The organism is Streptomyces sp. CA-278952 (genome assembly GCF_028747205.1).
Lineage (GTDB): Bacteria > Actinomycetota > Actinomycetes > Streptomycetales > Streptomycetaceae > Streptomyces.
The window spans coordinates 1,278,941-1,302,686 of record NZ_CP112880.1 but is presented as its reverse complement, the minus strand read 5'-3'; the positions used below and the strand labels follow the sequence as shown (position 1 = coordinate 1,302,686).

18 protein-coding genes are annotated in these 23,746 nt (G+C 71.6%); 7 read left to right on the top strand and 11 right to left on the bottom strand.

What is annotated here, in order from left to right; translation table 11 throughout:
- Positions 1-39: 39 nt before the first annotated feature.
- The 3 genes from N7925_RS05715 to N7925_RS05705 form a co-directional block, all read right to left on the bottom strand.
- A complete protein-coding gene (locus N7925_RS05715; protein WP_274343239.1) occupies positions 40-2,448 on the bottom strand; it encodes an endonuclease/exonuclease/phosphatase family protein in 2,409 nt (802 codons plus the stop codon).
- Between the two features lie 190 nt (positions 2,449-2,638).
- Positions 2,639-3,718: a glycoside hydrolase family 5 protein gene (locus N7925_RS05710; RefSeq protein ID WP_265598411.1), complete on the bottom strand. Its 1,080-nt coding sequence runs from the start codon at positions 3,716-3,718 to the stop codon at positions 2,639-2,641.
- Positions 3,719-3,920: 202 nt separating this feature from the next.
- Positions 3,921-4,316 carry a VOC family protein gene (locus N7925_RS05705; RefSeq protein ID WP_265598410.1) on the bottom strand — a complete coding sequence of 132 codons (396 nt, stop codon included), beginning with the start codon at positions 4,314-4,316 and terminating at the stop codon, positions 3,921-3,923.
- Between the two features lie 128 nt (positions 4,317-4,444).
- Here N7925_RS05705 and N7925_RS05700 point away from each other — a divergent pair, with 128 nt between their 5' ends.
- The 3 genes from N7925_RS05700 (at position 4,445) to N7925_RS05690 (ending at position 8,240) form a co-directional block, all read left to right on the top strand.
- Positions 4,445-5,944, top strand: a complete 1,500-nt coding sequence (locus tag N7925_RS05700) for an MFS transporter (protein WP_274343238.1) — start codon at positions 4,445-4,447, stop codon at positions 5,942-5,944.
- Complete coding sequence (locus N7925_RS05695) at positions 5,941-6,978, top strand: glutathione S-transferase family protein (protein WP_265598408.1); 1,038 nt, start codon at positions 5,941-5,943, stop codon at positions 6,976-6,978. The genes N7925_RS05700 and N7925_RS05695 overlap by 4 nt, the downstream gene beginning before the upstream one ends.
- 125 nt (positions 6,979-7,103) lie before the next feature.
- The gene (locus N7925_RS05690; RefSeq protein WP_265598407.1) at positions 7,104-8,240 is read left to right on the top strand and encodes a winged helix DNA-binding domain-containing protein; all 1,137 of its coding nucleotides are present in this window, start codon (positions 7,104-7,106) and stop codon (positions 8,238-8,240) included.
- Between the two features lie 42 nt (positions 8,241-8,282).
- Here the strand turns inward: N7925_RS05690 and N7925_RS05685 are convergent, their stop codons facing one another.
- Positions 8,283-9,125, bottom strand: coding sequence for a response regulator transcription factor (locus N7925_RS05685; RefSeq protein WP_274343237.1), 843 nt, complete (start codon positions 9,123-9,125; stop codon positions 8,283-8,285).
- A 132-nt stretch (positions 9,126-9,257) separates the two neighbouring features.
- Between N7925_RS05685 and N7925_RS05680 the strand changes: the two genes are divergently transcribed.
- The gene (locus N7925_RS05680) at positions 9,258-10,934 is read left to right on the top strand and encodes an AMP-binding protein (protein WP_265598405.1); all 1,677 of its coding nucleotides are present in this window, start codon (positions 9,258-9,260) and stop codon (positions 10,932-10,934) included.
- Positions 10,931-12,571, top strand: coding sequence for an AMP-binding protein (locus N7925_RS05675; protein WP_274343236.1), 1,641 nt, complete (start codon positions 10,931-10,933; stop codon positions 12,569-12,571). The genes N7925_RS05680 and N7925_RS05675 overlap by 4 nt, the downstream gene beginning before the upstream one ends.
- Here the strand turns inward: N7925_RS05675 and N7925_RS05670 are convergent.
- From N7925_RS05670 to N7925_RS05655, 4 genes are all read right to left on the bottom strand, one after another.
- Positions 12,566-14,371 (bottom strand): ATP-binding SpoIIE family protein phosphatase, encoded by a 1,806-nt coding sequence (locus tag N7925_RS05670; protein ID WP_265598403.1) that lies wholly within the window; start codon positions 14,369-14,371, stop codon positions 12,566-12,568. The two genes, N7925_RS05675 and N7925_RS05670, sit on opposite strands and share 6 nt — an antisense overlap.
- A gap of 349 nt (positions 14,372-14,720) precedes the next feature.
- A complete protein-coding gene (locus tag N7925_RS05665) occupies positions 14,721-14,918 on the bottom strand; it encodes a hypothetical protein (protein ID WP_265598402.1) in 198 nt (65 codons plus the stop codon).
- A 9-nt stretch (positions 14,919-14,927) separates the two neighbouring features.
- The gene (locus N7925_RS05660) at positions 14,928-15,557 is read right to left on the bottom strand and encodes a GNAT family N-acetyltransferase (RefSeq protein WP_265598401.1); all 630 of its coding nucleotides are present in this window, start codon (positions 15,555-15,557) and stop codon (positions 14,928-14,930) included.
- A gap of 135 nt (positions 15,558-15,692) precedes the next feature.
- Positions 15,693-16,403, bottom strand: coding sequence for a hypothetical protein (locus tag N7925_RS05655; RefSeq protein WP_274343235.1), 711 nt, complete (start codon positions 16,401-16,403; stop codon positions 15,693-15,695).
- 261 nt (positions 16,404-16,664) lie between these two features.
- Between N7925_RS05655 and gcl the strand changes: the two genes are divergently transcribed.
- Together gcl and N7925_RS05645 are read left to right on the top strand one after the other, a co-directional pair.
- Entirely contained in the window at positions 16,665-18,449 is a 1,785-nt protein-coding gene (gene gcl / locus N7925_RS05650) for a glyoxylate carboligase (protein WP_274343234.1), read from the top strand.
- 556 nt (positions 18,450-19,005) lie between these two features.
- A complete protein-coding gene (locus N7925_RS05645) occupies positions 19,006-19,863 on the top strand; it encodes a lamin tail domain-containing protein (RefSeq protein WP_265598398.1) in 858 nt (285 codons plus the stop codon).
- 279 nt (positions 19,864-20,142) lie between these two features.
- On the opposite strand, the gene N7925_RS05640 is transcribed toward N7925_RS05645, so the two are convergent.
- The 3 genes from N7925_RS05640 to N7925_RS05630 all read right to left on the bottom strand — a co-directional run bounded on the left by N7925_RS05640 (position 20,143) and on the right by N7925_RS05630 (position 23,640).
- Positions 20,143-21,600: a catalase gene (locus tag N7925_RS05640; RefSeq protein ID WP_274343233.1), complete on the bottom strand. Its 1,458-nt coding sequence runs from the start codon at positions 21,598-21,600 to the stop codon at positions 20,143-20,145.
- A 227-nt stretch (positions 21,601-21,827) separates the two neighbouring features.
- Positions 21,828-22,721 (bottom strand): 2-hydroxy-3-oxopropionate reductase, encoded by an 894-nt coding sequence (locus tag N7925_RS05635; RefSeq protein WP_274343232.1) that lies wholly within the window; start codon positions 22,719-22,721, stop codon positions 21,828-21,830.
- Between the two features lie 79 nt (positions 22,722-22,800).
- Positions 22,801-23,640 carry a TIM barrel protein gene (locus N7925_RS05630; RefSeq protein WP_274343231.1) on the bottom strand — a complete coding sequence of 280 codons (840 nt, stop codon included), beginning with the start codon at positions 23,638-23,640 and terminating at the stop codon, positions 22,801-22,803.
- Between the last annotated feature and the right edge of the window lie 106 nt (positions 23,641-23,746).

Genomic DNA, 23,746 nt, shown 5'->3' with positions numbered 1-23,746 from the left:
GACGCCCGGTCCGCCCCGCCGGTTCAGTGCCTCGGCACCTCAGTGCCAGAAGCCGCCGACCTTGATCCGCACCACCTGCGGGTCGTGGTCGCTCGCCTGGTCGGCGAACTCGGCGTTGATGTGCACCACGTCGTAGTCGGGGTTCCGGATGCCGGGGCTCGTCAGGATGTGGTCCAGTGTCTGCGAGTTGCCGTCGAAGACATAGCTGTACCGATCCGACGAGGGGAGCGTCGTGATCAACGGCTTGAGCGCCCCGTTCCTGGTCAGCGTCTTCATCGTCGGGGAGAACTCGAAGTCGTTGATGTCCCCGAGCGTGATGACCCGCGCGGACCTGTCCGCCTTCAGCAGGGAGGCGACGAAGGTGTTGACCTCGGCGGCCTGCTGGATCCGCTGGGCCTCCGAGGAACGCGTCGGCTCCTGGTGGCGGCCGTGCAGCGGCTGGTCGCCGCCCTTCGACGCGAAGTGGTTGCCGATGACGAAGACCGGCCTGCCCCGGAAGGTGAACTCGCCCACCAGCGGCTTGCGGCTGTTGTCCCACGCCGGGCTCGCCGGATTGATCCGGCCCGGGGAGGCGGAGAGCTGGACGCCCTTCCAGGTGTCGACGGCGCGCACCGGCGTGGTGGCGTCGCCGCCCGCTCGGCCGGTGAAGGACACCCGGTCGGGGTTGTAGAGGAAGACGTTGCGGATGTTGCCGCCGGGCTGGCCGCCGTCCTTGTTGTTCTCGGGGGCGATGTAGCGCCAGACGTAGCGCGGCCCGCCCTTCGCGACGATCGCGTCGGCGAACCGCTCCAGCGTCGCCTCGGAACCCACCGTGCCGTCGTTCACCGCCCCGTTGTCGTCCTGGATCTCCTCCAGCGAGATGATGTCGGGGGAGGCCAGGTTCACCGCGACGCCCTCGGCCAGGGTGTCGAACTTCGCCTGGTCGTCGCGCGCGTCGAGGTTCTCCACGTTGTACGTGGCGACCGCCAGCTCGTTCTTCTTCTGCTTGCGGGTCACCTCGCGCCGCAGCTTCTTGTCGACGACCGTGCCCAGTTCGGTGGCCTGCACGTTGTAGCCGCCGTAGCTCGCGTAGTCCAGCACACCGGTGGTGCGGCCCTTCAGCACGTCCCCGACGTTCGCCGTAGGCACCGGCCGCGCCGGGTCCAGCGACATCACCTTGAGACGGCCCGTGTTCTGGTCCTCGTACGAGGCGTAGAGCGTGCCGCCGCGCCGGGTCGGGTTCTCCCGCGGCTTCACGGTCACCCAGATCTCGTCGTACGCGGTCGTCGCCCCGGTCACCCGGGTGTCGGCGAACTCCACCCGGGAGCCCTCCAGCGCCTCGTACAGGTCCAGGGCGTACCGGGACGGGTCCAGAGGCAGCGCGTCGATCGCCCCGCCGCCCGCCGAGGGCACGTAACGGCCGGGCACCGAACGGGCGTCGAGGACGGCCGGGGCGGGCAGCGCGTTGCCGGAGGACAGGACGGTGGTGCGGGGCGCGGTGATCTGGGTGAGGGACTGGGTGCCGGTGCCCGGGTAGTACTCGGCCACCTCTCCGCTGACCAGGACCGCGTCGCCGGCCTTCACGGCCGGCGCGGTGGAGCCGGTGTAGACGAACAGGCCCTCGCCGGTGCGCGGGTCGCCGTCGGGGGCGGTGTCCTGGATCCAGAAGCCCCGCGAGCCACTGGCCCGCACTCCGGTGACGACACCCGGGACGCCGGTCACCGCCTGGCCGTCGAGCGGGGAGACCCGGGTGGTGCCCTGGATGTCGTGGATCCGTACGTCGCCGGGCTCGGTGGGGCCGGGCTCCTCCGGCTCCTGCCCGCCGCCGGACGTCTCGCCCTTGGCGTTGACCGGCGTCGGGGCGCCGGCGGAGAGGTCGGCGGCGTTGTCGTCCGTGTCGGCGAGCGAGGCGGCCCGCGCGACGGACGCGGTGGCCGACGCGCCGGGGACCGGGCCGCCGCCCTCCCGGACGACCGCGGAACCGTAACCGACCAGGTCGACGATCCGGGTGTCCGCCGCACAGTCCGCCGCCGACTTGCAGGTGAGCGGGGCCGTCCCGGAGACCAGGGCGACGGTGCCGCTCCCCGCCGCCATGGCGATCGTGCCGGTGGCGTCGGCGGTGGGCAGCGCGACGGTTCCGCCGGTGCCCGCGGCCTGGGCGACCAGGTAGCGGCCGCGGGGCGCGATCGACCCGGACAGCTCGGAGACCTGCCACCGCGAACCGGCCGACGGGCTGCCCGGCAGGTACTGGACGCTGAGGCCGCCGACCTCGAAGGGCGCGGAGCCGGCGTTGGCCAGCTCGACGAAGTCCCGGGTCAGCGTCGCGCCGGAGTTGCCCCCGCCGCCGTACACCTCGGAGATGACGGCGGTGGCCGACGGGACCGCCTGGGCGGCGGGCAGGGCGGTCACCGCGAGAGCGGCGGCGACGGCGCCGGTCAGCAGAACGGAACCGGATCTGTGTATCTGCACGGGAGGTGCCCCCAACTGAACTGAGTAGGAGGGGCAAAAGCTATGCGCGTAGAACAGGCATGACAAGGCGTTGGAGGTTAATTCCGGGCGTATCCCGGGTGAGCACCACGGACAGGCGCCCGGTGCGGTCCGGGGGGAGGACCGCACCGGGCGGGTCATGCGGGTGTGCGTCCCGTCCGGACGGCCGGGGTCACTGGCGGATGCGGTCGCGGATCCAGACCCCGGCCTCCTTCAGGACCCCTGTTCCCGTCCAGTTGGTCCCGTCGCAGGTGCCGGTCTTGAAGACGGCCCCGGAACGGTGGTCGTCGGAGTAGTTCCAGTTGGTCCACGAGATCTTCTTGCGCTTCATCAGGTCGAGGTAGCGCTGCGACATGGTGAAGTCGTTGGCGCCCTCGCCCGCGTAGTTCTGCGTGCCGAACTCGGTGACGAACACGGGCAGTTTGTCCGAGGCCCGGTCGAGCGCGCTCAGATACTCCTCGCGGTGCGAGGCCGCGTAGAAGTGGAAGGTGTACATGATGTTCGAGGCGCGGACGGGGTTGTTCACGACCTCCGACTCGCTGGAGCCCTCGGAAACGCCGAAGGACGACCAGGCGCGCGTTCCGACCAGGACCACCGCGTCGGGGTCCTGGGCCCGGATCACCGGAATGATCTGCTCCGCGTACGACTTGATGCGCGACCAGCTCACGCCCGAGGGCTCGTTGGCGATCTCGTAGAGCACACCCGGGTGGTTCTTGTACTTCTTCGCCATCGCCGTGAAGAAGGTCTTCGCCCGCGCCAGGTTGGCGTTCGGGTCGCCCGGGGAGAGCATGTGCCAGTCGATGACCGCGTACATGCCGCGGGCGTGCGCCGCGTCGACGAACTTCTGCGCCCGGGCGGTGAATCCGGCCGGGTCGGTCTCGTACCCGCCCTCCTGCACGTAGGTGGAGACGCGCAGCACGTCGGCGCGCCAGTCCTGGGCCAGGGCGTTGAGCGATCCGTCCGTGACGCACTGGGCGTACCACTGGGTGCCGTGCGTGCTCATCCCGTTGAGCGCGACCGCCTGGCCGGAGTCGTTGCAGAGCTGACGGCCGCAGACGGAGAGCTGTCCGTTGGCGGCGAGCGGGGTGGCGGCGGCGGGGGAGGCGGGGGCCGGGGCGGCTCCCGCCCGGACGGGGGCCATCAGTGCGGTGACGACACCGAGCGCGGACGCGGCGAGCAGGGCCTTGCGGGCCATTGTGCGGCGAGGGGTCGTGACGGCGGTGCCGGTGGGGGGAGTGGTGCGCTGGTGCATGGTGGTGCTCCCTTCGGAGGGGGTGGGAGGCGCCATGTCGGCAGGACTGAAAGTAAAGCTTCCTTTCAATTGCCGTCAACCGTGTTGGGAAACTTTCCTGTCTATTAACGCGCTGGGCGGCAGGGCCTGTTGGGGCCCTGCCGCCCAGCGCCCGTCCTTGTGCGCCGGTGTGCCGGTCTCCCGCCCGGCCCTCCCTGGTCGCTCAGCCCTGGGGCAGCGGGTAGACCGCCAACGAGAACGAGTGGCCCGCCGGGTCCCCGTACACCCTCACGTCCCGGGGGCCGCTGTTGCTGTCGCCGGTGTCGACGGGCCGGGCCCCCAGCCCGATCGCCTCCCGCTCGGCCTCGTCGATGTTCTCTGCGCCGACCAGGATCCGCAGGTGCGCCTGCTGCGAGTCCTCCGGGCGCGGCCAGCTCGGCGGGGCGTAGCCGTGGTCGCGGCGGATCGCCAGCCGGACGCCGTCGTTGCCGACGATCTCGACGAAGTCGGGGTCGGAGCCGATCCGTATCTCCGCGTCGAGCAGAGCCGCGTAGAACTCGGCCAGTTCGACGGGTTCGGCGCAGTCAAGGACGAGGACGCTCGTTTTCTCCACAGTCATGCGGGAACCAGTACCCCCACCGGGCGCTGCCACGCCGCCACGGGCCCGTCCGGAAATCCGGAATCCGGGCCACCGGCGCGGACGCGTCCTGGGTGAGGAAACACTCCACGCGACCTAAGGTGCGAACCATGGCACGGAGCGCGGCGCATCCCGGGCCGGCCGGGGACGAGACCGCCCCGGACGGACCCGACCCCCGGCGTTGGCGGGCCCTGGCCGTCTGCCTGGTGGCGGGCTTCATGACCCTGCTGGACGTCTCCATCGTCAACGTGGCCCTCCCCTCGATCCGCGAGGGCCTGAACACCCCCGAGTCCGACCTCCAATGGGTGCTCTCCGGCTACGCACTCGCCTTTGGGCTCTTCCTCATCCCCGCCGGACGCCTGGGCGACGCGCGGGGCCGCCGGGCGGTCTTCATGGCGGGGCTCGCCCTCTTCACCCTGGCCTCCGCAGCCTGCGGGGCCGCCCAGTCCAGCCTGTGGCTGGTCGTCGCCCGCCTGGTGCAGGGCATCGCGGGCGGGCTGATCTCCCCGCAGATCTCCGCCCTGATCCAGCAGATGTTCTCCGGGCGCGAGCGCGGCCGGGCCTTCGGCATGTTCGGCACCGTCGTCGGCATCTCCACGGCCGTGGGTCCGCTGCTCGGCGGCCTGCTCATCCAGGCCGCCGGACCGGACCACGGCTGGCGCTGGGTCTTCTACGTCAACCTCCCGCTCGGCGCCGTCTGCCTGCTGCTCGCCCACCGGCTGCTCCCGGACACCCCCTCGGCCGGCCGGGTGAGGCCGCGCGACCTGGACCCGGTGGGCGTCGCCCTGCTCGGGGCCGGGGTGCTGGCGCTGCTGCTGCCGTTCGTCCAGGCCCACCAGTGGCCCGGAAACGGAAAGTGGCTGCTCCTCGTCCTGGCCGGGGCCCTGCTCGCCGCGTTCGTGGCCTGGGAGTCGCGATGCGCGGGCGGACCCACCCACCCGGTCCTGGACCTGTCGTTGTTCCGGCTGCGCTCGTTCTGGCTGGGCTGCCTGCTGATCCTGCTCTACTTCGCCGGGTTCACCTCGATCTTCTTCGTCACGACGCTCTATCTCCAGTCCGGTCTGGGCTACTCCGCCCTCCTGGCCGGGCTCGCCATCACCCCCTTCGCCCTCGGCTCCGGCGTCGCCGCGTCCATCGGAGGCCGGCTCGTCGGGCGCTTCGGCCGCCCCCTCGTGGTGGCGGGCCTGGCCATGGTCGCCGTGGGCCTCGCCGGCACCGCCCTCGCCGTCCACCTGGTCCCCGGCACCGGCGCGGGCTGGGCGATGGCCGCCCCGTTGCTCCTCGCCGGTCTCGGCAGCGGCCTGGTCATCGCCCCGAACCAGACGCTGACCCTCGCGGAGGTGCCGGTGAACCGGGCCGGCAGCGCCGGGGGGACCCTGCAGACCGGCCAGCGGGTCGGCTCCGCGATCGGGATCGCCGCCGTCGGCGCGGTGTTCTTCGCCCAGGTCGGCCCGGACGGCTGGGCCGACGCCTACGACCACGGGCTCGTCGTCTCCGTCGCCTTCGTCCTGGCCGCCCTGATCGTGGCGCTGGCGGAGGTCGGAGCCGACCGACGGGGCAGACGACGCACAGCACACGAACCGAACGAAGCATCGAGGAGCGCGGCATGAGCGACACGACAGCGGACAGCGCCGGGAGCGACGGCAACACCTCCTACGGCCACAAGCCGTTCAAGCGGTCCCGGAGCCACTTCGCCGACCGCATCACCGCCGACGGGCGCGACGGATGGCCCGTGGAGCCGGGCCGCTACCGGCTCGTCGTCAGCCGTGCCTGCCCCTGGGCGAGCCGCGCCCTGGTCTCCCGGCGCCTCCTCGGCCTGGAGGACGCCCTCCCCCTCGCCGTCGCCGACCCGATCCAGGACGACCGCAGCTGGCGCTTCACCCTCGACCCGGGCGGCACGGACCCGGTCCTCGGCATCCGCCACCTGAGCGAGGCCTACGACGCCCGGGAGCGCGGCTATCCCGGCGGTGTCAGCGTGCCCGCGATCGTGGACGTACCGAGCGGGAAACTGGTCACCAACGACTACCAGCGGATCACCCTCGACCTCGCCACCGAATGGACCGCGCTGCACCGGCCCGGCGCCCCCGACCTCTACCCGGAACCGTTGCGCGACGAGATCGACGAGGTCATGGAGGGCATCTACCGGGACGTCAACAACGGCGTGTACCGCGCGGGGTTCGCCAGCTCCCAGGAGGAGTACGAGGAGGCGTACGCCGCCCTGTTCCGCCGCCTCGACCTGGTCTCCGCCCGCCTCGCGGACCGCCGCTACCTGGTCGGCGACACCATCACCGAGGCCGACATCCGGCTCTTCACCACCCTGGTCCGCTTCGACGCCGTCTACCACGGCCACTTCAAGTGCAACCGGAACAAGCTGACCGAGGACCCCGTCCTGTGGGGCTACGTCCGCGACCTCTACCAGACGCCCGGATTCGGCGACACGGTCGACTTCGACCACATCAAGCGGCACTACTACCAGGTGCACACCGGCATCAACCCCACCGGCATCGTCCCCGCCGGCCCCGACCTCTCCGGCTGGACCGCTCCGCACCACCGCGACCAGCTCGGCGGTCGCCCGTTCGGCGACGGCACACCCCCGGGCCCGGTGCCCCCGGGCGAGCGGGTCACCCCGGCGACCGCCGCCTGACCGGGGCGCCCGGGGCACGGGCCCGGCGGACGTGACGCGCGCCCGCCACCCCGGGCGTGTCCGGCGGATCAGGACCGCGTCCTAGCGGACCGCAGCTGTCCGCAAGCCCCCGTACCGTGCGGACCATGGCAGCGAAGACGCACCGCACCGCCGCACAGCCCACCGTCCTCTGCGCGCGGGCGCTCAACCGGGCGACCCTGGAGCGACAGCTCCTGCTGCGCCGGTCGGCGATGTCCGCGAAGGACGCGGTCGCGCACCTCCTCGGGCTCCAGGCCCAGAACACCAAGCCCCCCTACTTCCAGCTGTACGCCCGCCTCGCGGACTTCGACCCCGAAGAGCTGTCCGCCCTGATGGAGTCCCGCGAGGTGGTCCGGATCGTCACCCTCCGCTCCACCCTCCACACCCATACGGCGGACGACGCGCTCACCCTGCGCCCCCTGGTGCAGGCGGCGCGCGAGCGAGAGCTGAAGACCTTCCGGCACGGGCTGGAAGGAGTGGACCTGGACCGGCTCGCCGCGGTGGCCGAGGAGCTGGTCGTGGAGCGCCCGCGTCCGGTGAAGGAGCTGCGGGAGGAGCTCCTCGCCCGCTGGCCGGACGCCGACCCCCTCGCGCTCACCGTCGCCGCCCGCTGTCTGCTGCCCCTGGTCCAGGTCACCCCGCGCGGACTGTGGGGACGCGGTGGACAGGTCGCCCTGACCACCGCGGAGCACTGGCTGGGCCGGCCCGCCGAACCGGTGGCCGCGCCCGACGCCACCGTGCTGCGCTACCTGGGCGCGTTCGGCCCCGCCTCGGTGATGGACTTCCAGGCATGGGCGGGACTCACCCGCACGAAGGAGGTCTTCGAACGGCTCAGGCCCCGGCTGCTCACCTTCCGGGACGAGAGGGGCGTCGAGCTCTTCGACCTCCCGGACGCCCCGCGCCCCGACCCGGGCACCCCGGCCCCGCCGCGCTTCCTGCCCGAGTTCGACAACCTCCTCCTCGGCCACGCCGACCGCACCCGTGTGATCGCCCCGGTGAACAAGGGGCGCAACGGGGTGGGCAACCAGGCGTACGGGTCCGTGCTGATCGACGGGTTCTTCGACGCGGTCTGGCGCGTCGAACGCGAGGGCGGCACCGCGATCCTGACCGTCCAGCCGCTGCGGAGCCTGGTCCGCGCCGAGCGCGCGGAGATCACCGAGGAGGCGGCGCGAATGCTGACCGTGATGACGGACGCGACGGACCACGACGTCCGGTTCGGCACGTTCCTGGACTACGGCGACTGAGACCCTCTGCGGCCCCGCGGCCCGCAGATCAGGGGTGGGGGGTCAGGGCAGCAGCCCCGCCCGGCGGGCCGCCACCACGGCCTCCAGCCGCGTGTGCGCCCCCAACTTCCGCATCGCGGACCGCAGATACCCCTTCACCGTCTCCGGCCGCAACCCCAGCCGCTCGGCGGCCGCCGCGTTCGTCGCGCCCGCCGCCACACACGCCACCACGTCCACCTCGCGCGGCGCGAGGCGGACCTCCCGGGCCGCGGGCACCCTGGCCCCCGCCGCCGAGGCCAGCCGCCCGCAGACGTCCAGCAACTCGTCGCGCAGGGCCGGGTCCAGAACCCTCGGGACCAGGGCGCGCAGTTCGCGGTGGGCCTCGCGCACGTCCTCCCAGGCGCCGGGCACCGTGTCCGGATCGGTCACCTGCTCCCGGCCCGCCGCCAGCAACCGCCGCACCTCGTCCCGCACCGCGAGCGACTGCTCCACGTCACGGGCCGCCGCCACCATCGCGTCGAACGTCCGGTCGCCCAGCGTGACCGGCGTACGCAGCGCCCCGTACAGCACGCCCCGCACCGCACGCCGTACGACGACCGGGACCACGACGACCGAGCGCAGCCCCTCCGCCGCCACCGCCGCGTCGTACTCGTGGCTGATGTGGCGCGACGAGGCGTAGTCCGTCACCGCACAGGGCCGGGACAGCGCGATGGCCTTGCCGCCCAGGCCGCTCCCGGCGGAGATGACCAGCCCCCGCAGCGCACTGGTCTGCGCTCCGTTCAGCTCGGCGATCCGCGCATGGCGCGCGTCGGACAGCAGGCCGCCGAAGACCACCGGGAGCCCGCTCGTGCGGCGCAGCCTCAACAGCGCGGCCTGCATCTCGACCGTGTCGACCGGTTCCGGCACTCCGACGTCCTCCCGCCCGGCCCCTGCCGCTCTCCCCCGCACGGGGGAGCGGACCACCCCCGTCCGGGGGTGGTGAGACCTGGGTCACTGTTTACATGATGTTAGGCGACCGGTCCGTAATGAGGAGGGCACATGTCGGCAACCAGCGCTACCGAGACGTTCCGGGCCGCCCGGGACTTCCTGCTGGAGCACCGCGAGGACTACGAGCGGGCCTACGCGGGCTTCCGCTGGCCCCGGGCGGACCACTTCAACTGGGCCCTGGACTGGTTCGACGTCATCGCCGAGAACAACGACCGCACCGCCCTGCACATCGTGGAGGAGGACGGCCGGCGCACCGAGGTGTCCTTCGCCGCGATGTCGGAGCGCTCCGACCGGGCCGCCAACTGGCTGAAGGGACAGGGCGTACGGGCGGGCGACCGCGTCCTCGTGATGCTCGGCAACCAGGTCGAGCTGTGGGAGACCGCCCTCGCCGCGATGAAGCTGCGCGCCGTCGTCATCCCCGCCACCCCGCTCCTCGGCCCCGCCGACCTGCGCGACCGGGTGGAGCGCGGCCGGGTGCGCCATGTGCTCGTGCGGGACGCGGACACCGCGAAGTTCGACGAGGTTCCCGGGGACTACACCCGCATCGCGGTGGGCGAGGAGGTGGCGGGCTGGCTCCCGTACGCGGGAGCGGCCGAGGCGTCCGCCGCGTTCACCCCGGGCCGGGAGACGGACGCGGACGAGCCGCTGATGCTCTACTTCACCTCCGGCACCACCGCCAGCCCCAAGCTGGTCGAGCACACCCATGTGTCCTACCCCGTGGGCCACCTGTCGACGATGTACTGGATCGGGCTCAGGCCGGGCGACGTCCATCTGAACATCTCCTCGCCCGGCTGGGCCAAGCACGCCTGGTCCAACCTCTTCGCCCCGTGGACCGCCGAGGCCACCGTCTTCATCTTCAACTACACCCGCTTCGACCCGGGCCGCCTGATGGCCGAGATGGACCGCTCGCGCATCACGAGCTTCTGCGCCCCGCCGACCGTCTGGCGCATGCTCATCCAGGCCGACCTCAGCCAGTTGAAGGTCCCGCCGCGCGAGGTCGTCGCGGCCGGTGAGCCGCTGAACCCGGAGGTCATCGAGACGGTCCGGCGGGAGTGGGGCGTCACCATCCGCGACGGGTTCGGCCAGACGGAGACCGCCGTCCAGGTCGCCAACACCCCCGGCCAGCTCCTCAAGACCGGCTCCATGGGCCGGCCGAGCCCCGGCTTCACCGTCGAACTGCTCGACCCGGTCACCGGCCGGCCCGGGGCGGCCGAGGGCGAGATCTCCCTCGACCTGGCCGACCACCCCGTCGGCCTCATGACCGGCTACCACGGCGACCCGGACCGCACCGCCGAGGCCATGGCGGGCGGCTACTACCGCACCGGGGACATCGGCGCACGGGACGAGGACGGCTACATCACCTATGTGGGCCGCGCCGACGACGTGTTCAAGGCCTCCGACTACAAGATCTCGCCGTTCGAGCTGGAGAGCGCCCTGCTGGAGCACGAGGCGGTCGCCGAGGCCGCCGTCGTGCCCGCCCCCGACCCGCTCCGCCTCGCCGTCCCGAAGGCGTACGTGGTGCTCGCGGAGGGCTGGGAGCCGGGACCGGACACCGCGAAGGTCCTCTTCGAGCACTCCCGCGCGGTCCTCGCCCCGTACAAACGCATCCGCAGGCTGGAGTTCGCGGAGCTGCCCAAGACCGTGTCCGGCAAGATCCGCCGCATCGAACTGCGTGAACGCACCGCCTTGGGCTCCGGCGCCGAGTTCGACGAGGGGGACCTCACGTGAACACCCGGTCCTACGCGCACGGCATCGGCTCCACCCCGCTGCTCGGCGACACCATCGGCCGCAACCTCGACCGGACCGCCGCGGCACACGGCGACCGCGAGGCGCTGGTCGACATGGCCTCGGGCCGGCGCTGGACGTACACCGCATTCGTCGCGGACGTCGACGCGTTGGCCCGCGCCCTGATGGCGTCGGGGGTGGCGAGGGGCGACCGGGTCGGCATCTGGGCGGTCAACTGCCCGGAGTGGGTGCTCGTCCAGTACGCCACGGCCCGGATCGGGGCCGTCATGGTCACGATCAACCCCGCCTACCGCGCGCACGAGGTGGGGTTCGTCCTCCAACAGGCCGGCGTCTCCCTGCTGGTCGCCTCCCTCTCCCACCGCACCAGCGACTACCGGGCCCTCGTCGAACAGGTCCGCTCCGCCTGCCCCGACCTGCGCGCCGTCCACTACATCGGCGACCCGTCCTGGGACGAGCTGACCGCGGCCGCGCCCGCCGTCACAGGGAAGCAACTGGCCGCCCGCGAGGCGGAGCTGTCCTGCGACGACCCGATCAACATCCAGTACACCTCGGGCACCACGGGGTTCCCCAAGGGGGCGACGCTCTCCCACCACAACATCCTCAACAACGGGTATTTCGTCGGGGAGACGATCGCGTACACGGAGGCCGACCGGGTCTGCCTCCCGGTCCCCTTCTACCACTGCTTCGGCATGGTGATGGGCAACCTCGCCAGCACCTCGCACGGCGCCTGCATCGTGATCCCGGGTCCGTCCTTCGAGCCGGCAGCCGTGCTGACCGCCGTCCAGGAGGAGCGCTGCACCTCGCTGTACGGCGTGCCCACCATGTTCATCGCCGAGCTGAACCTGCCGGACTTCGCCGGGTACGACCTCTCCTCGCTGCGCACCGGCATCATGGCCGGTTCGCCCTGCCCGGCCGAGGTGATGAAGCGGGTCGTCGCCGAGATGCACATGGCCGAGGTGTCCATCTGCTACGGGATGACGGAGACGTCTCCGGTCTCCACCCAGACCCGCCGCGACGACGACCTGGACCGCCGCACCGGCACGGTGGGCCGCGCGCTGCCGCACATCGAGGTCAAGGTCGTGGACCCCGTCACCGGCGTCACGCTGCCGCGCGGCACCGCCGGCGAGCTGCGGACCCGCGGCTACAGCGTGATGCTCGGCTACTGGGACCAGCCCGACCGTACCGCCGAGGTCGTCGACGCCGGTCGGTGGATGCACACGGGGGACCTGGCGGTGATGCGCGAGGACGGATACGTCCAGGTCGTCGGCCGGATCAAGGACATGATCATCCGGGGCGGCGAGAACGTGTACCCACGGGAGATCGAGGAGTTCCTGTACGGCCACCCGAAGGTCGCCGACGTCCAGGTGGTCGGGGTGCCGGACGAGCGCTACGGCGAGGAGATCCTGGCCTGCGTCATCCCCCGGGACCCCGCCGACCCGCCCACCCTGGAGGAGATCTCCGCCTACTGCCGGGAGCGGCTCGCGCACTACAAGATCCCGCGCAGGCTGCGGATCCTGGAGACCTTCCCGATGACGGTGAGCGGGAAGGTCCGCAAGATCGAACTGCGCGCGGCGTACGCGGACGGAAAACCCGGCGCGAGACCAGGCCCACCGCTATGAGCTGCGGTCCGAGACCGAGGACGGCATGTTCTGTTCCGCCCAGACCACCTTGCCGGTGACCGTGCGGGACGAACCCCAGCGGCGGCACAGCATGTTGATGAGCTGAAGGCCCCGTCCGCCCTCGTCGCTGAGGCCCGCGTGCTGGATCTGGGGCAGGTCGGGGCCGGTGTCCGACACCTCCACGACGAAGCGTTCCCCGCGCAGCAGCCGCAGCTCGCCGGGGCCGTTCCCGTAGCGCAGTGCGTTGCCGACCAGTTCGGAGACGACGAGCTCGGAGACGTCGGCGAGTTCGTCGAGCCCCCAGGCGGCGAGCTGGCCCGTGACGAGACCACGGGCGACCGAGGCGGCCCGGCCGTCCTGCGGCAGCTCCCACACCCGCAGGTCCCCAGCCGGGAGTGCGGCGCTCGTGGTGACGAGGAGCACCGCCTCGTCGAACCGGGCGGCGGCGGCCGGGGCGCGCTCCACTAGACCGCCCTTCTCCAGCGTCCCGGGCGGCAGGCTCAGCGCCGCCGCACGCAGCCGGTCCAACTGGGCGTCCACGTCCTCGTCACGGGACTTGATCAGGCCGTCCGTGTACATGACCAGGTGGGCGCCGTCCGGGACGCGCAGCCGCAAGGGGTCGTACGGGATCACGCCCGCCCCCAGCGGCGCGCCGGTCGGCACCGGGACGAGGTCGGCGGCGCCCTGCCCGTCGAGGAGCAGCGGCGGCAGGTGCCCGGCGCTCGCCAGCGTGTAGGAGGAGTCGGCGGGGTCGTAGACCGCGCACAGGCAGGTGGAGACCTGCTCGTCCTCCAGGTCGCGGGTGGCCAGGTCGAGCCGCGCGAGGATCCGCTCGGGGGCCATGTCCAGGGTCATCAGCGTGCGGGCCACCGTCCGCAGGCGCCCCATGGTGGCGGCGGCGGGCAGCCCGTGCCCCATCACGTCGCCCACCATCAGGGCCGTCCGTCCGCCGGGCAGGGCCATCACGTCGTACCAGTCCCCGCCCACGCCGTGATGCGCCGCCGCGGGCGCGTACTCGGAGTGCACCCGTAGGCCCGGCGTCGCCGGGGTGACGCGCGGCAGCAGGGAGCGCTGCAACGAGATGACGTGCTCGCGCTCCCGCCCGTACAGACGTGCGTTGTCGATGAAGATCGCCGCCTTGGAGGCGAGCTGCTCCGCCAGCGCCAGGTCGGTGGTGGAGAACGGCGGGGTTCCGCGGCCGCGGACGAAGTCGGCGCTGCCGAGCAGCAGCCCACGGGCGATCAGGGGCACGGCCAGGTAGCTGTGCACGCCGGCGGCGCGCAACTGTGCGGCGGCGCTCGCGGTGGGTGCGACGTGGAGGAAGTCGTCGTCGCGTATTTTGCTCAGCAGCACCGGCTTGCCCTGCCGGAGGACGTACCGGTGGAGCAGCGTCTCGTGCGGCTCCTTGGCGTGCACGAAGATCTCGCCCACCGGGGTCGGCTCCAGGTTGGAGAGCTCCTCGATGGCGCACAGCGCCGTGGCCCGCATCTGCGGGATTCCGCGTTCGGTCCTCCGGGAGCCCTCGTCGCCCCGCAGGACGCTCTCGAGGATGTCCACGGCCGCCCCGTCGGCGAAACGGGGCACGGTGAACTCGGCGAGTTCCTGTGCGGTGCGTTCCAGGTCCAGGGTCGTGCCGATGCGGGAGCTGGCGGAATTCAGCCAGGCGAGACGGCTGCGCGTGGTGAGCCAGTCCGGCGGCAGGACGCCTCTGCTCCGGCGGAACCGCACGTTCGCGCCGGCCGAGCGTTGCCCGGCGGAGCCCCGGCCGGGCAGGCGCCGTCTACCACTGCCGGCGTTCACCCTTCCGCCTCCCAACAGGACTCGACGCCTCTTGGTGCCCAGTGTGCACCGGAAACCGCCGCGGCACCTCCGGATACCCCTGATGGGGATCGCCTGTTCAGGAACTGTGCCCCGGCGTCCGTTCCGCGCCCTGCTGTACGGCTCCCCGGCTCGACTTCCACGACGGGGTGATGAGCGTTGGCGACCGACCGCAACGGTCACGACCTGTACAACGGCACATCAGGGGCGGCCTCGCAGCTGGACCGTGCCGTGGAGGACTTGCCCCTCCTCCGCCCTGCGGAGGCCGGGGCGGTCGACGACCTCCCGGGTCAGGCACGCGTAGAGGTCTGCGGAGCGGGGCGGGGGCGGGTCAGGCGGCTTCGATGATGTCGGGGCCGCCCCGGGTCGCCGCCGCCCACTCGATGAGCAGCACTTCGTATGTCGCCGCCTCCACCTCGGACCAGCCCTCTCCGGAGGCGTCGACGAGGGCGCGGATGGCCTCGTTGGCGTGCTCGGCGGCGGGCGCGGGGCGGTTGGCGGGGAGGGAGCTGTCCGGGAGTAAAGCCATGCGCACAGCTTACGTGCCGCCACTGACAGCCACGGCTTCCGAAGTGTCCGGGGCCCCCGGGGCGTTCGGCACACGCGGGATCCTCGTGCTCTCCGCGGCACCCGACGGCCGGGCAGCAAAGGTCAGTTCGCGCCGCATGCAGACCCGGGGCCAGCGGTCCAGGCCGTGCTGGGCCTCCTCGGCGCGGATCGTGCGCAGTCCGTCGGTGAGTTCGCGTTCGGCCAGCACGCGGAAGCCGATACGGGCGTAGTACGGCGCGTTCCACGGCACATCGGTGAAGGTGGTCAGGGTGAGGGCCGCCATGCCCCGGGCCGCGGCCAGGGCGGCGAGGTGGGCGATCAGCTCCCGGCCGATGCCCCGGCGGGCGGCGACGGGGTCGACCGAGACCTGCTCGATGTGCAGGGCGTCGTCGACAGGGTCGGCGAGTACATAGCCGAGCGGCCGGTCGCCGGTGGCGGAGAGGGGGTCGGAGGCCACCCAGCAGCGGCCTGCCAGCCGGTAGCTCTCCAGCAGTTCGAGCGGGGGCGGATCGTCGTCGGCCACGAAGGCCATACCCAGGTCCCGGAACGGTTCCCCTGCGGCGCGCTCGATGTCCTGGAGCAGCGGGAGATCCGAGCGTCTGGCGGAGCGGATACGCATGTACTCAGTGTGCCGCGCCGGACGGCGGACCGGTACGCGGTGGCCGGATATGGATGTCCGGCCGACAGCATCCGGGCACGAGCGTGCTCCCGGAGTCCCTGGAGTCGCACCCCGGGCCCTCGCGTTCGGCACCGCTCAGGCGCCCGTGCTCACCAGTTCGTCCGCGGGGCTGTTCACCGGCTGCGGGGTGCCGGTGAGGTCTATGACGAAGAGCGCGAGGCCGATGCCGTCCGCGCGGGCCCGGGCGTCGGCCGCGTATCCCGCGAGGGAGAAGAACACGCCGGTCACCGACGCGCCCAGCGCGTTGAGCCAGAGGGTCTCGACCGCGCGCAGCGTCGTCGCCCGGGTGCTGGAGTCGACCCGCGCGATCAGCCCGTCGGCCCGCAGGTCGATGCCGGAGGCGGGGCCCGCCCCGGGCCGGCCGACATCGCGGTAGCCCAGCCAGGCCAGATAGAGACCGGCCGTGCTCACCGCGTCGTGGCCCGTGCGGATCGTTACCGGCCGGAAGGCCGGGCGCGGGTGCGCGGCGGTGCGCGGGAGGGGGATGTGGGCGGGGGAGACCGGCGGGGCCGGGGCCGGCGCGGCGGCCACCGGGCGCACCGGAATCCGCAGGACGGTCCCGCACGGACAGCACAGCTCGGGCTGGGGCCACTGGTTCTCCCGGGCGCAGGACGCACAACGGACGGTGACCCACGCGTCGTTCCAGCTGCGGTGGGTGACCAGGACCGCCGGGGCGTCCCGCAGCAGCGGCGGTGCGGTGGGCGTCCCGCACGGGCAGGGGTAGGCCGGTGTTCTGTAGGCGTGGTCCCGACTGCAGACAGGGCACCGTACCGGCACGGACTCCACGATCGTCTCCCTCCGGCACGGACGGCGCGGCCGACTGCGCTCCGTGCCTCCCTCGTCACGCCATCGTCCACCAGGAGCGAGGCTCTGGGGAGGGGATTGGCGGACTTCGTGGGGGCGGTCGGCCGCCCGCGCCCTTGACGAGGGTCGCCCCACGTTTTAGATTGCTTCCGTATAGCAGAACTGAATTTCCGTAATGCGGAATTGGTGCTCTCAGGTGGCGCGACAGAGCCCGACTCCACCAATCCCGAGCAGGAGCACTCAATGCCTCGTATGACCGCTGCCCGAGCGGCAGTTGAGATCCTCAAGCGCGAAGGCGTCAGCAACGCGTTCGGTGTGCCGGGTGCGGCGATCAACCCCTTCTACGCGGCCCTCAAGGCCTCCGGCGGGGTGCAGCACACACTGGCCCGGCACGTCGAGGGCGCCTCCCACATGGCCGAGGGCTACACGCGGGCCAAGGCCGGCAACATCGGCGTCTGCATCGGCACGTCGGGCCCGGCGGGCACCGACATGATCACCGGTCTGTACTCCGCCATCGCCGACTCCATCCCGATCCTGTGCATCACCGGCCAGGCCCCGACCGCCGTGCTGCACAAGGAGGACTTCCAGGCCGTCGACATCGCGTCGATCGCCAAGCCGGTCACCAAGGCGGCGACGACCGTCCTGGAGGCCGCGCAGGTCCCCGGCGTCTTCCAGCAGGCCTTCCACCTGATGCGCACCGGTCGGCCCGGTCCGGTCCTCATCGACCTGCCGATCGACGTCCAGCTCACCGAGATCGAGTTCGACCCCGAGCTGTACGAACCCCTCCCGGTGCACAAGCCCGCGGCCTCCCGCAAGCAGATCGAGCGGGCGATCCAGATGCTGAACGCCTCGGAGCGCCCGGTGCTCGTCGCGGGCGGCGGCATCATCAACGCCGACGCCTGCGAACTCCTGGTGGAGTTCGCCGAGCTGACCGGCGTCCCGGTCGTCCCGACCCTGATGGGCTGGGGCATCCTCCCCGACGACCACGAGCTGAACGCCGGCATGGTGGGCCTCCAGACCTCGCACCGCTACGGCAACGCGAACTTCCTGGAGTCCGACTTCGTCCTCGGCATCGGCAACCGCTGGGCCAACCGCCACACCGGCAAGCTGGACGTCTACACCCAGGGCCGCACCTTCGTCCACGTCGACATCGAGCCCACCCAGCTCGGCAAGATCTTCGCCCCGGACCTCGGCATCGCCTCCGACGCCAAGGCCGCGCTGACGCTCTTCGTCGAGGTGGCGCGCGAGCTGAAGGCCGCGGGCGAGCTGAAGGACCGCTCGGCGTGGGCCGCGTCCACACAGGAGCGCAAGGCGACCCTCCAGCGCCGGACCCACTTCGACAACGTGCCGCTCAAGCCGCAGCGCGTGTACGAGGAGATGAACCGGGCGTTCGGCCCCGAGACCCGTTACGTCACCACGATCGGGCTCTCCCAGATCGCCGGCGCGCAGATGCTGCACGTCTACAAGCCGCGCCACTGGATCAACTGCGGCCAGGCGGGCCCCCTCGGCTGGACGATCCCGGCCGCTCTGGGTGTGGCCACCGCGGACCCGGAGGGCACGGTCGTCGCGCTCTCCGGCGACTACGACTTCCAGTTCATGCTGGAGGAGCTGGCCGTCGGCGCGCAGCACCGCATCCCGTACGTCCACGTCCTGGTGAACAACTCCTACCTGGGGCTCATCCGCCAGGCGCAGCGCAACTTCGACATCGACTTCCAGGTCAACCTGGAGTTCGAGAACATCAACTCCCCGGAGCTGGGCGTCTACGGCGTGGACCACGTCAAGGTCGTCGAGGGACTCGGCTGCAAGGCGATCCGGGTCACCGAGCCGGACCAGCTGCTGCCGGCCTTCGAGGAGGCGAAGAAGCTCGCCGCGGAGTTCCGGGTGCCGGTGGTCGTGGAGGCGATCCTGGAGCGGGTCACGAACATCGCGATGAGCGGCAGTGACATCGCGTCGGTCAACGAGTTCGAGGACATCGCGACGGACGCGTCCCACGCGCCCACCGCGATCCGCCCCCTGACGGCGTCCTGACCGCGTCCTGACGGGCCCGTCCCCCCGACGAAGGGCCCCTGCCCCGGAGCGAACCTCCGGGGCAGGGGCCCTCGCCGTGCCCGGGCCTTCCGACGGCCCACCCGGCGGCATGAGCAGGGCCAGGACTCCCGCCCTGCTCATCCCTCCCTCCGTCGCAGAGCGCCCTATCACTCGAACGAGGGACGCAACATCGGGCCATGCTCGCGCGGTATGAGAGGTGGCCTACGAGCCACCCTCCGTGCAGGCACTCCGCGGCTCCGGACCAACGGCATCGGTCACCTGCCGGGGGGATCCGCCGGCGCCGGGCCGAGGACCGCGCGATTCAGGCCTGCTGAGGCGTCCTCGCACGTGACCGGATTACGGCGCCCGTGCGGCGGGACGGGGTGTGCTGCTCAAGAACGCGGATTCTCCGCGGGAACCGCTGGGGAGGGTGTCGGACGCGGTCGGGCAGACGCAGCTCCCGCAGTCGGCCCGACGCCACCCGTCGACCCCCGACGAGTCCCAGGCGCCTGTCCGACGGGCGGCGACGCACAACCGAAGAAGGAGATGTCCAAGCATGTCCACAGTCACGACGTCCGGAATCTGGACCGCTGTCAGCCCTGCCCCGCCCAACCTCTCGGGTCTCAGCAGCGACCATGTCCAGTGGGGTGTTCCTGTCGGCGGGGGCAAGAGCGGTTACGTGTTCGCCGGCGGGACGATCGAGGTGAAGGCCGACGGCTCCGAGTTCACGCTGGGTACCTTCACCCACCAGAACTTCCCCATCCAGGGCGGGGCGAACAACCAGTTCGACGTCGATCTCGCGGTGCGCGTCCGGTTCGAGGAGGACGACACCGACCGCGACTTCAGCTTCCGTTTCCACCACTTCGAGACGCCCAACGACGGCCCCACCCCCGACGACGAGGTCGACCTGCCCACCAGGGTCTCCCCGGAGAGCGTGACCATCGACGGCGAGGAGTACGCCGTCGTGATCACGGGCTTCAAGCAGAACGGCCAGATCGTCAACAAGTTCATCAGCCCGGAGAACGGCGCCAACAGCGCCCACATCGTCGCCGCGCTCTCCCGGGTCGGTGCCCCGGACGTCGTCATCGCCGACATCCACTACAAGGGTGCGGTCAAGCGCACGCAGGCCGACGAGTACGTCGAGATCGTCAACCGGGGCACGGCCCCCGCGGACATCTCCGGCTGGACCCTCTTCGCCGATGACCCCGGCCAGAACTTCGCCTTCCCGCCGAACACCGTGCTCCAGCCCGGCCAGCGGATCCGTATCTACACCAACGAAGTCCACCCGGAGTGGGGCGGTTACGTCTACGGCAGCGGACGCCCCCTCTGGAACGACAAGGGCGACACCGCCCGCCTCCGCGACACCGACGACACAGTCGTCTCCGACTACAGCTACGGCGCCGGGGCCCCCTGACCCCAGGCCCGTGCACGCGCAAGGGCGCGGAGTACGGGACCGTATCCGTACTCCGCGCCCTCGTTCGGGGAGCGACAGAGGTGTCGCCGGGTGACAGGGACCGCGGCGGCGGCGATCGGCCCGGGGGAGGGCGTCTCCTTCAGGTCAGGAGACGGTCCCCGGGTCCTTCACCACCGCACTGGCATCGCTCGACCGCCGCGGCCTCGTCGTCCTGCCCGTGCCGCGCGGCACCCCTCATCCGGGTGCGCGGTACGGGCAGGGGCCTGGAGAAGGGGAAGCTCAGTCCTCGCGCAGCGCGCGGACGGCCTCCTCGACACGCTTGCCGTAGTCGGCGTCGGCGGCGTGGAAGTGGGCGAGGTTCTTCTCGATCACGTCGTCACGGGTGACCTGCGAGAGGCCCCCGGCGATGTTCGCGACCAGGCGGCCCTTCTCGTCCTCCGACATGAGCCGGAAGAGTTCGCCCGCCTGGAAGAAGTCGTCGTCCTTGGCGTGCGCGGGCGCCTCGTGCGTGCCCGTCCAGCCGTGGACCGCCAGCGGGGCGGCGAGCGCCGCGTCGGTCTGCGCCGGACCGGCGTACGAGTTGGGCTCGTAGTTCTTGTCGTGGCGTGAACCGTTGCGGGTCGCGTGGACGCCGTCACGGCCGTAGTTGTCGACGACGGCGGTGCGCGGCGCGTTCACCGGCAGGTGGGTGTGGTTGACGCCCAGGCGGTAGCGGTGCGCGTCCGCGTAGGCGAACAGCCGGCCCTGGAGCATCTTGTCCGGGGACGGGCCGATGCCGGGCACGAAGTTGTTCGGGGAGAACGCGGCCTGCTCGACCTCGGCGAAGACGTTGTCCGGGTTGCGGTCCAGGACCAGGCGGCCGACCCGCTGGAGCGGGTAGTCGCTGTGCGGCCACACCTTGGTGAGGTCGAACGGGTTGAACCGGTAGTCGGCGGCGTCGGCGGCCGGCATCACCTGGACGTGCAGCGTCCAGGAGGGGTTGACGCCGCGCTCGATGGCCTGGAGCAGGTCCGTCTGGTGCGAGTTGGCGTCCTTGCCGACGAGCTCGGCGGCCTGGTCGGCGGAGAGGGACCGCACGCCCTGGTTCGTCTTGAAGTGGTACTTGACGAAGAAGGCCTCGCCCGCGGCGTTCGTCCACTGGTAGGTGTGCGAGCCGAAGCCGTTCATGTGGCGGTAGGAGGCGGGGATGCCGCGGTCGCCCATCAGCCAGGTGATCTGGTGCGTGGCCTCGGGGGAGTTGCCCCAGAAGTCCCAGACGTTGTCCGGCTCCTGCTTGCCCGTGAACGGGTCGCGCTTCTGCGAGTGGATGAAGTCGGGGAACTTGATCGGGTCCTTGATGAAGAACACCGGGGTGTTGTTCCCGACCAGGTCGTAATTGCCCTCGTCCGTATAGAACTTGAGGGCGAAGCCACGCGGGTCGCGGACCGCGTCCGCGCCGCCGAGCGAGTCGGCGACGGTCGAGAAGCGGATGAACGTCTCGGTGCGCTTGCCCACCTCGGAGAGGAAGTCGGCGCGGGTGAAGCCCGTGACGTCGTCGGTGACCTCGAAGTAGCCGTACGCGCCGGAACCGCGGGCGTGCACCACGCGCTCCGGGATGCGCTCACGGTTGAAGCGGGCGAGCTTCTCCAGGAGGTGCTGGTCCTGGAGGAGGATCGGTCCACCGACACCGGCGGTGGCGGAGTTCTGGTTGTCGGCGACCGGGGCGCCTGACTCGGTCGTGAGCACACGCTTAGCCATGTGGCGGGATGACCTTTCGTACGAGCTGCTGACGGCTTGAGGAGCGTAGATTCGCCGCGGAGCAACGTCAACAGTTTGTTGAAAACGAAGTGTGTGGTTCCGGGCCGCGGCAGCGCCTGGGCGCGACAGGACAGGTGTCAGCGCCACCGCGGCCCGGAGATCAGGGGGCCCGTTGTGCGGGCCGTGGCCCCGTACGAGGCCAGGGGCTCCTTGCGGAGCCGGAGGGGTCAGACCTGGGAGCCGGACAGCCGCTCGACCGAGCGCAGCAGCGCCGAGTGGTCCAGGCCGCCGTCGCCCTGGGCGCGCAGCGAGGCGACCAGCTGGGCGACCACGCCGCCGACGGGCAGGGCCGCGCCGACGTTGCGGGCGGCGTCCGTGACGATGCCCATGTCCTTGTGGTGCAGGTCGATCCGGAAGCCCGGGGCGAAGTCCCGCTTGAGGAAGTTGTCCTTCTTGCGGGTCAGCACGGTCGAGCCGGCCAGACCGCCGTTGAGGACGTCCAGCGCGGCGGCGAGGTCGACGCCGGACTTCTCCAGGAAGACCACGGCCTCGGCGCAGGCCTGGATGTTGACCGCGACGATCAGCTGGTTGGCCGCCTTCACCGTCTGGCCGGAGCCGTGCGGGCCACAGAGCACGATGGTCTTGCCGAGCGTCTCCAACAGCGGCTTCGCGGCGTCGAAGTCCGCCTGCTCGCCGCCGACCATGATGGAGAGAACCGCCTCGATGGCACCGGCCTCGCCGCCGGAGACCGGCGCGTCCAGGACCCGGATGCCCTTCTCGGCCGCGTTCTTGGCGAGGTCCACGGAGGTCTGCGGGGTGATGGAGGACATGTCCACCAGCAGGGCGCCGCGCTGGGCGTTCTCCAGGATGCCGTCGGGGCCGTAGGCGATGGCCTCGACCTGCGGGGAGGCGGGCACCATCGTGATGACGACATCCGCGTCCCTGACCGCGTCCGCGATCGAGGAGGCGCCGGTGCCGCCGGCCGCGACCAGGCGGTCGACCTTGTCCTGCTCCAGGGTGTATCCCGTGACGTCGTAACCGGCCTTGACCAGGTTCTCGGACATGGGGGAGCCCATGATGCCGAGGCCGATCCACGCAACCTTGGGGAGGTTGTTGCTCATGAGGGTGCCTTCCTGAAAAACGTGTGTACGTAGGGGGGTTGGGCTCGACCGGAGGTCGGCCCGGCCCGCCCGCGGCCGGTCAGCGGGCCGCTCGGGCCGACGCCGGGAGCCAGTCGAAGGACTCCGCGCTCGGCCGGTCGCCCGGCTTGTACTCCAGACCGACCCAGCCCGCGTAGCCGGCGTCCTTCAGCTCGTCGAGGAGCTGCTCCAGCGGGAGCGAGCCGGTGCCCGGCGCGCCGCGCCCGGGGTTGTCGGCGATCTGGACGTGGCCGGTCTTCGCGGCGTACGCCTTGATGACCTGGCTCAGCTCCTCGCCGTTCATCGAGAGGTGGTAGAGGTCCAGCAGGAACTTGGCGTTCCCGAGGCCCGTCGCCGCGTTCACCTTGTCGACGACCTCGATCGCGGCCGGTGCGCCGACCAGCGGATAGAGCGGTGACTCCGGCTTGTTGAGGGTCTCGACGAGGAGGATCGCCCCGATCCGGTCCGCCGCGCGGGCGGCCAGCACCAGGTTCTCCAGGGCGAGCGCGTCCTGCACCACCGGGTCCGCGCCCTCGACGCGGTTGCCGTACAGCGCGTTGAGCGCCGTGCAGCCGACCGAGGCGGCGAAGTCGGCCGCCACCTCGATGTTGGCCCGGAAGCGGTCCGACTCCGCACCGGGCACGGAGAGCGCGCCGCGGTCGGGGCCGGGCAGCTGTCCGGCGTAGAAGTTCAGCCCCACCAACTGGGTGCCGGCGTCGTCGAGCGCCTTCTTGAGGGCGTCGAGCTCCGCCTGCGGAGGGGTGGGGGTCTCGATCCAGGGCCACCACAGCTCGACCGCCGTGAAGCCCGCCGCGGCGGCTGCCGCGGGACGCTCCAGGAGCGGGAGTTCCGTGAAGAGGATCGAAAGGTTCACATCGAAGCGCTGGTCCGGGTATCCCATGAGGATGTCGGCGCTCCTTCCGTATTGCGGAAGTTAGTTTCTGCTTAACGGAAGATTGCCCGGAGGGTGGCGGGGCTGTCAAGGGGTGCCGGAAAATTCACCCCGG

What these genes read in the sequence shown, in the direction of transcription:
- N7925_RS05710 (WP_265598411.1), bottom strand. Translation starts at nt 3,718, where the DNA reads ATGCACCAGCGCACCACTCCCCCCACCGGCACCGCCGTCACGACCCCT.
- N7925_RS05705 (WP_265598410.1), bottom strand. Translation starts at nt 4,316, where the DNA reads ATGACTGTGGAGAAAACGAGCGTCCTCGTCCTTGACTGCGCCGAACCC.
- N7925_RS05700 (WP_274343238.1), top strand. Translation starts at nt 4,445, where the DNA reads ATGGCACGGAGCGCGGCGCATCCCGGGCCGGCCGGGGACGAGACCGCC.
- N7925_RS05695 (WP_265598408.1), top strand. Translation starts at nt 5,941, where the DNA reads ATGAGCGACACGACAGCGGACAGCGCCGGGAGCGACGGCAACACCTCC.
- N7925_RS05690 (WP_265598407.1), top strand. Translation starts at nt 7,104, where the DNA reads ATGGCAGCGAAGACGCACCGCACCGCCGCACAGCCCACCGTCCTCTGC.
- N7925_RS05680 (WP_265598405.1), top strand. Translation starts at nt 9,258, where the DNA reads ATGTCGGCAACCAGCGCTACCGAGACGTTCCGGGCCGCCCGGGACTTC.
- N7925_RS05665 (WP_265598402.1), bottom strand. Translation starts at nt 14,918, where the DNA reads ATGGCTTTACTCCCGGACAGCTCCCTCCCCGCCAACCGCCCCGCGCCC.
- N7925_RS05660 (WP_265598401.1), bottom strand. Translation starts at nt 15,557, where the DNA reads ATGCGTATCCGCTCCGCCAGACGCTCGGATCTCCCGCTGCTCCAGGAC.
- gcl (WP_274343234.1), top strand. Translation starts at nt 16,665, where the DNA reads ATGCCTCGTATGACCGCTGCCCGAGCGGCAGTTGAGATCCTCAAGCGC.
- N7925_RS05645 (WP_265598398.1), top strand. Translation starts at nt 19,006, where the DNA reads ATGTCCACAGTCACGACGTCCGGAATCTGGACCGCTGTCAGCCCTGCC.
- N7925_RS05640 (WP_274343233.1), bottom strand. Translation starts at nt 21,600, where the DNA reads ATGGCTAAGCGTGTGCTCACGACCGAGTCAGGCGCCCCGGTCGCCGAC.
- N7925_RS05635 (WP_274343232.1), bottom strand. Translation starts at nt 22,721, where the DNA reads ATGAGCAACAACCTCCCCAAGGTTGCGTGGATCGGCCTCGGCATCATG.
- N7925_RS05630 (WP_274343231.1), bottom strand. Translation starts at nt 23,640, where the DNA reads ATGGGATACCCGGACCAGCGCTTCGATGTGAACCTTTCGATCCTCTTC.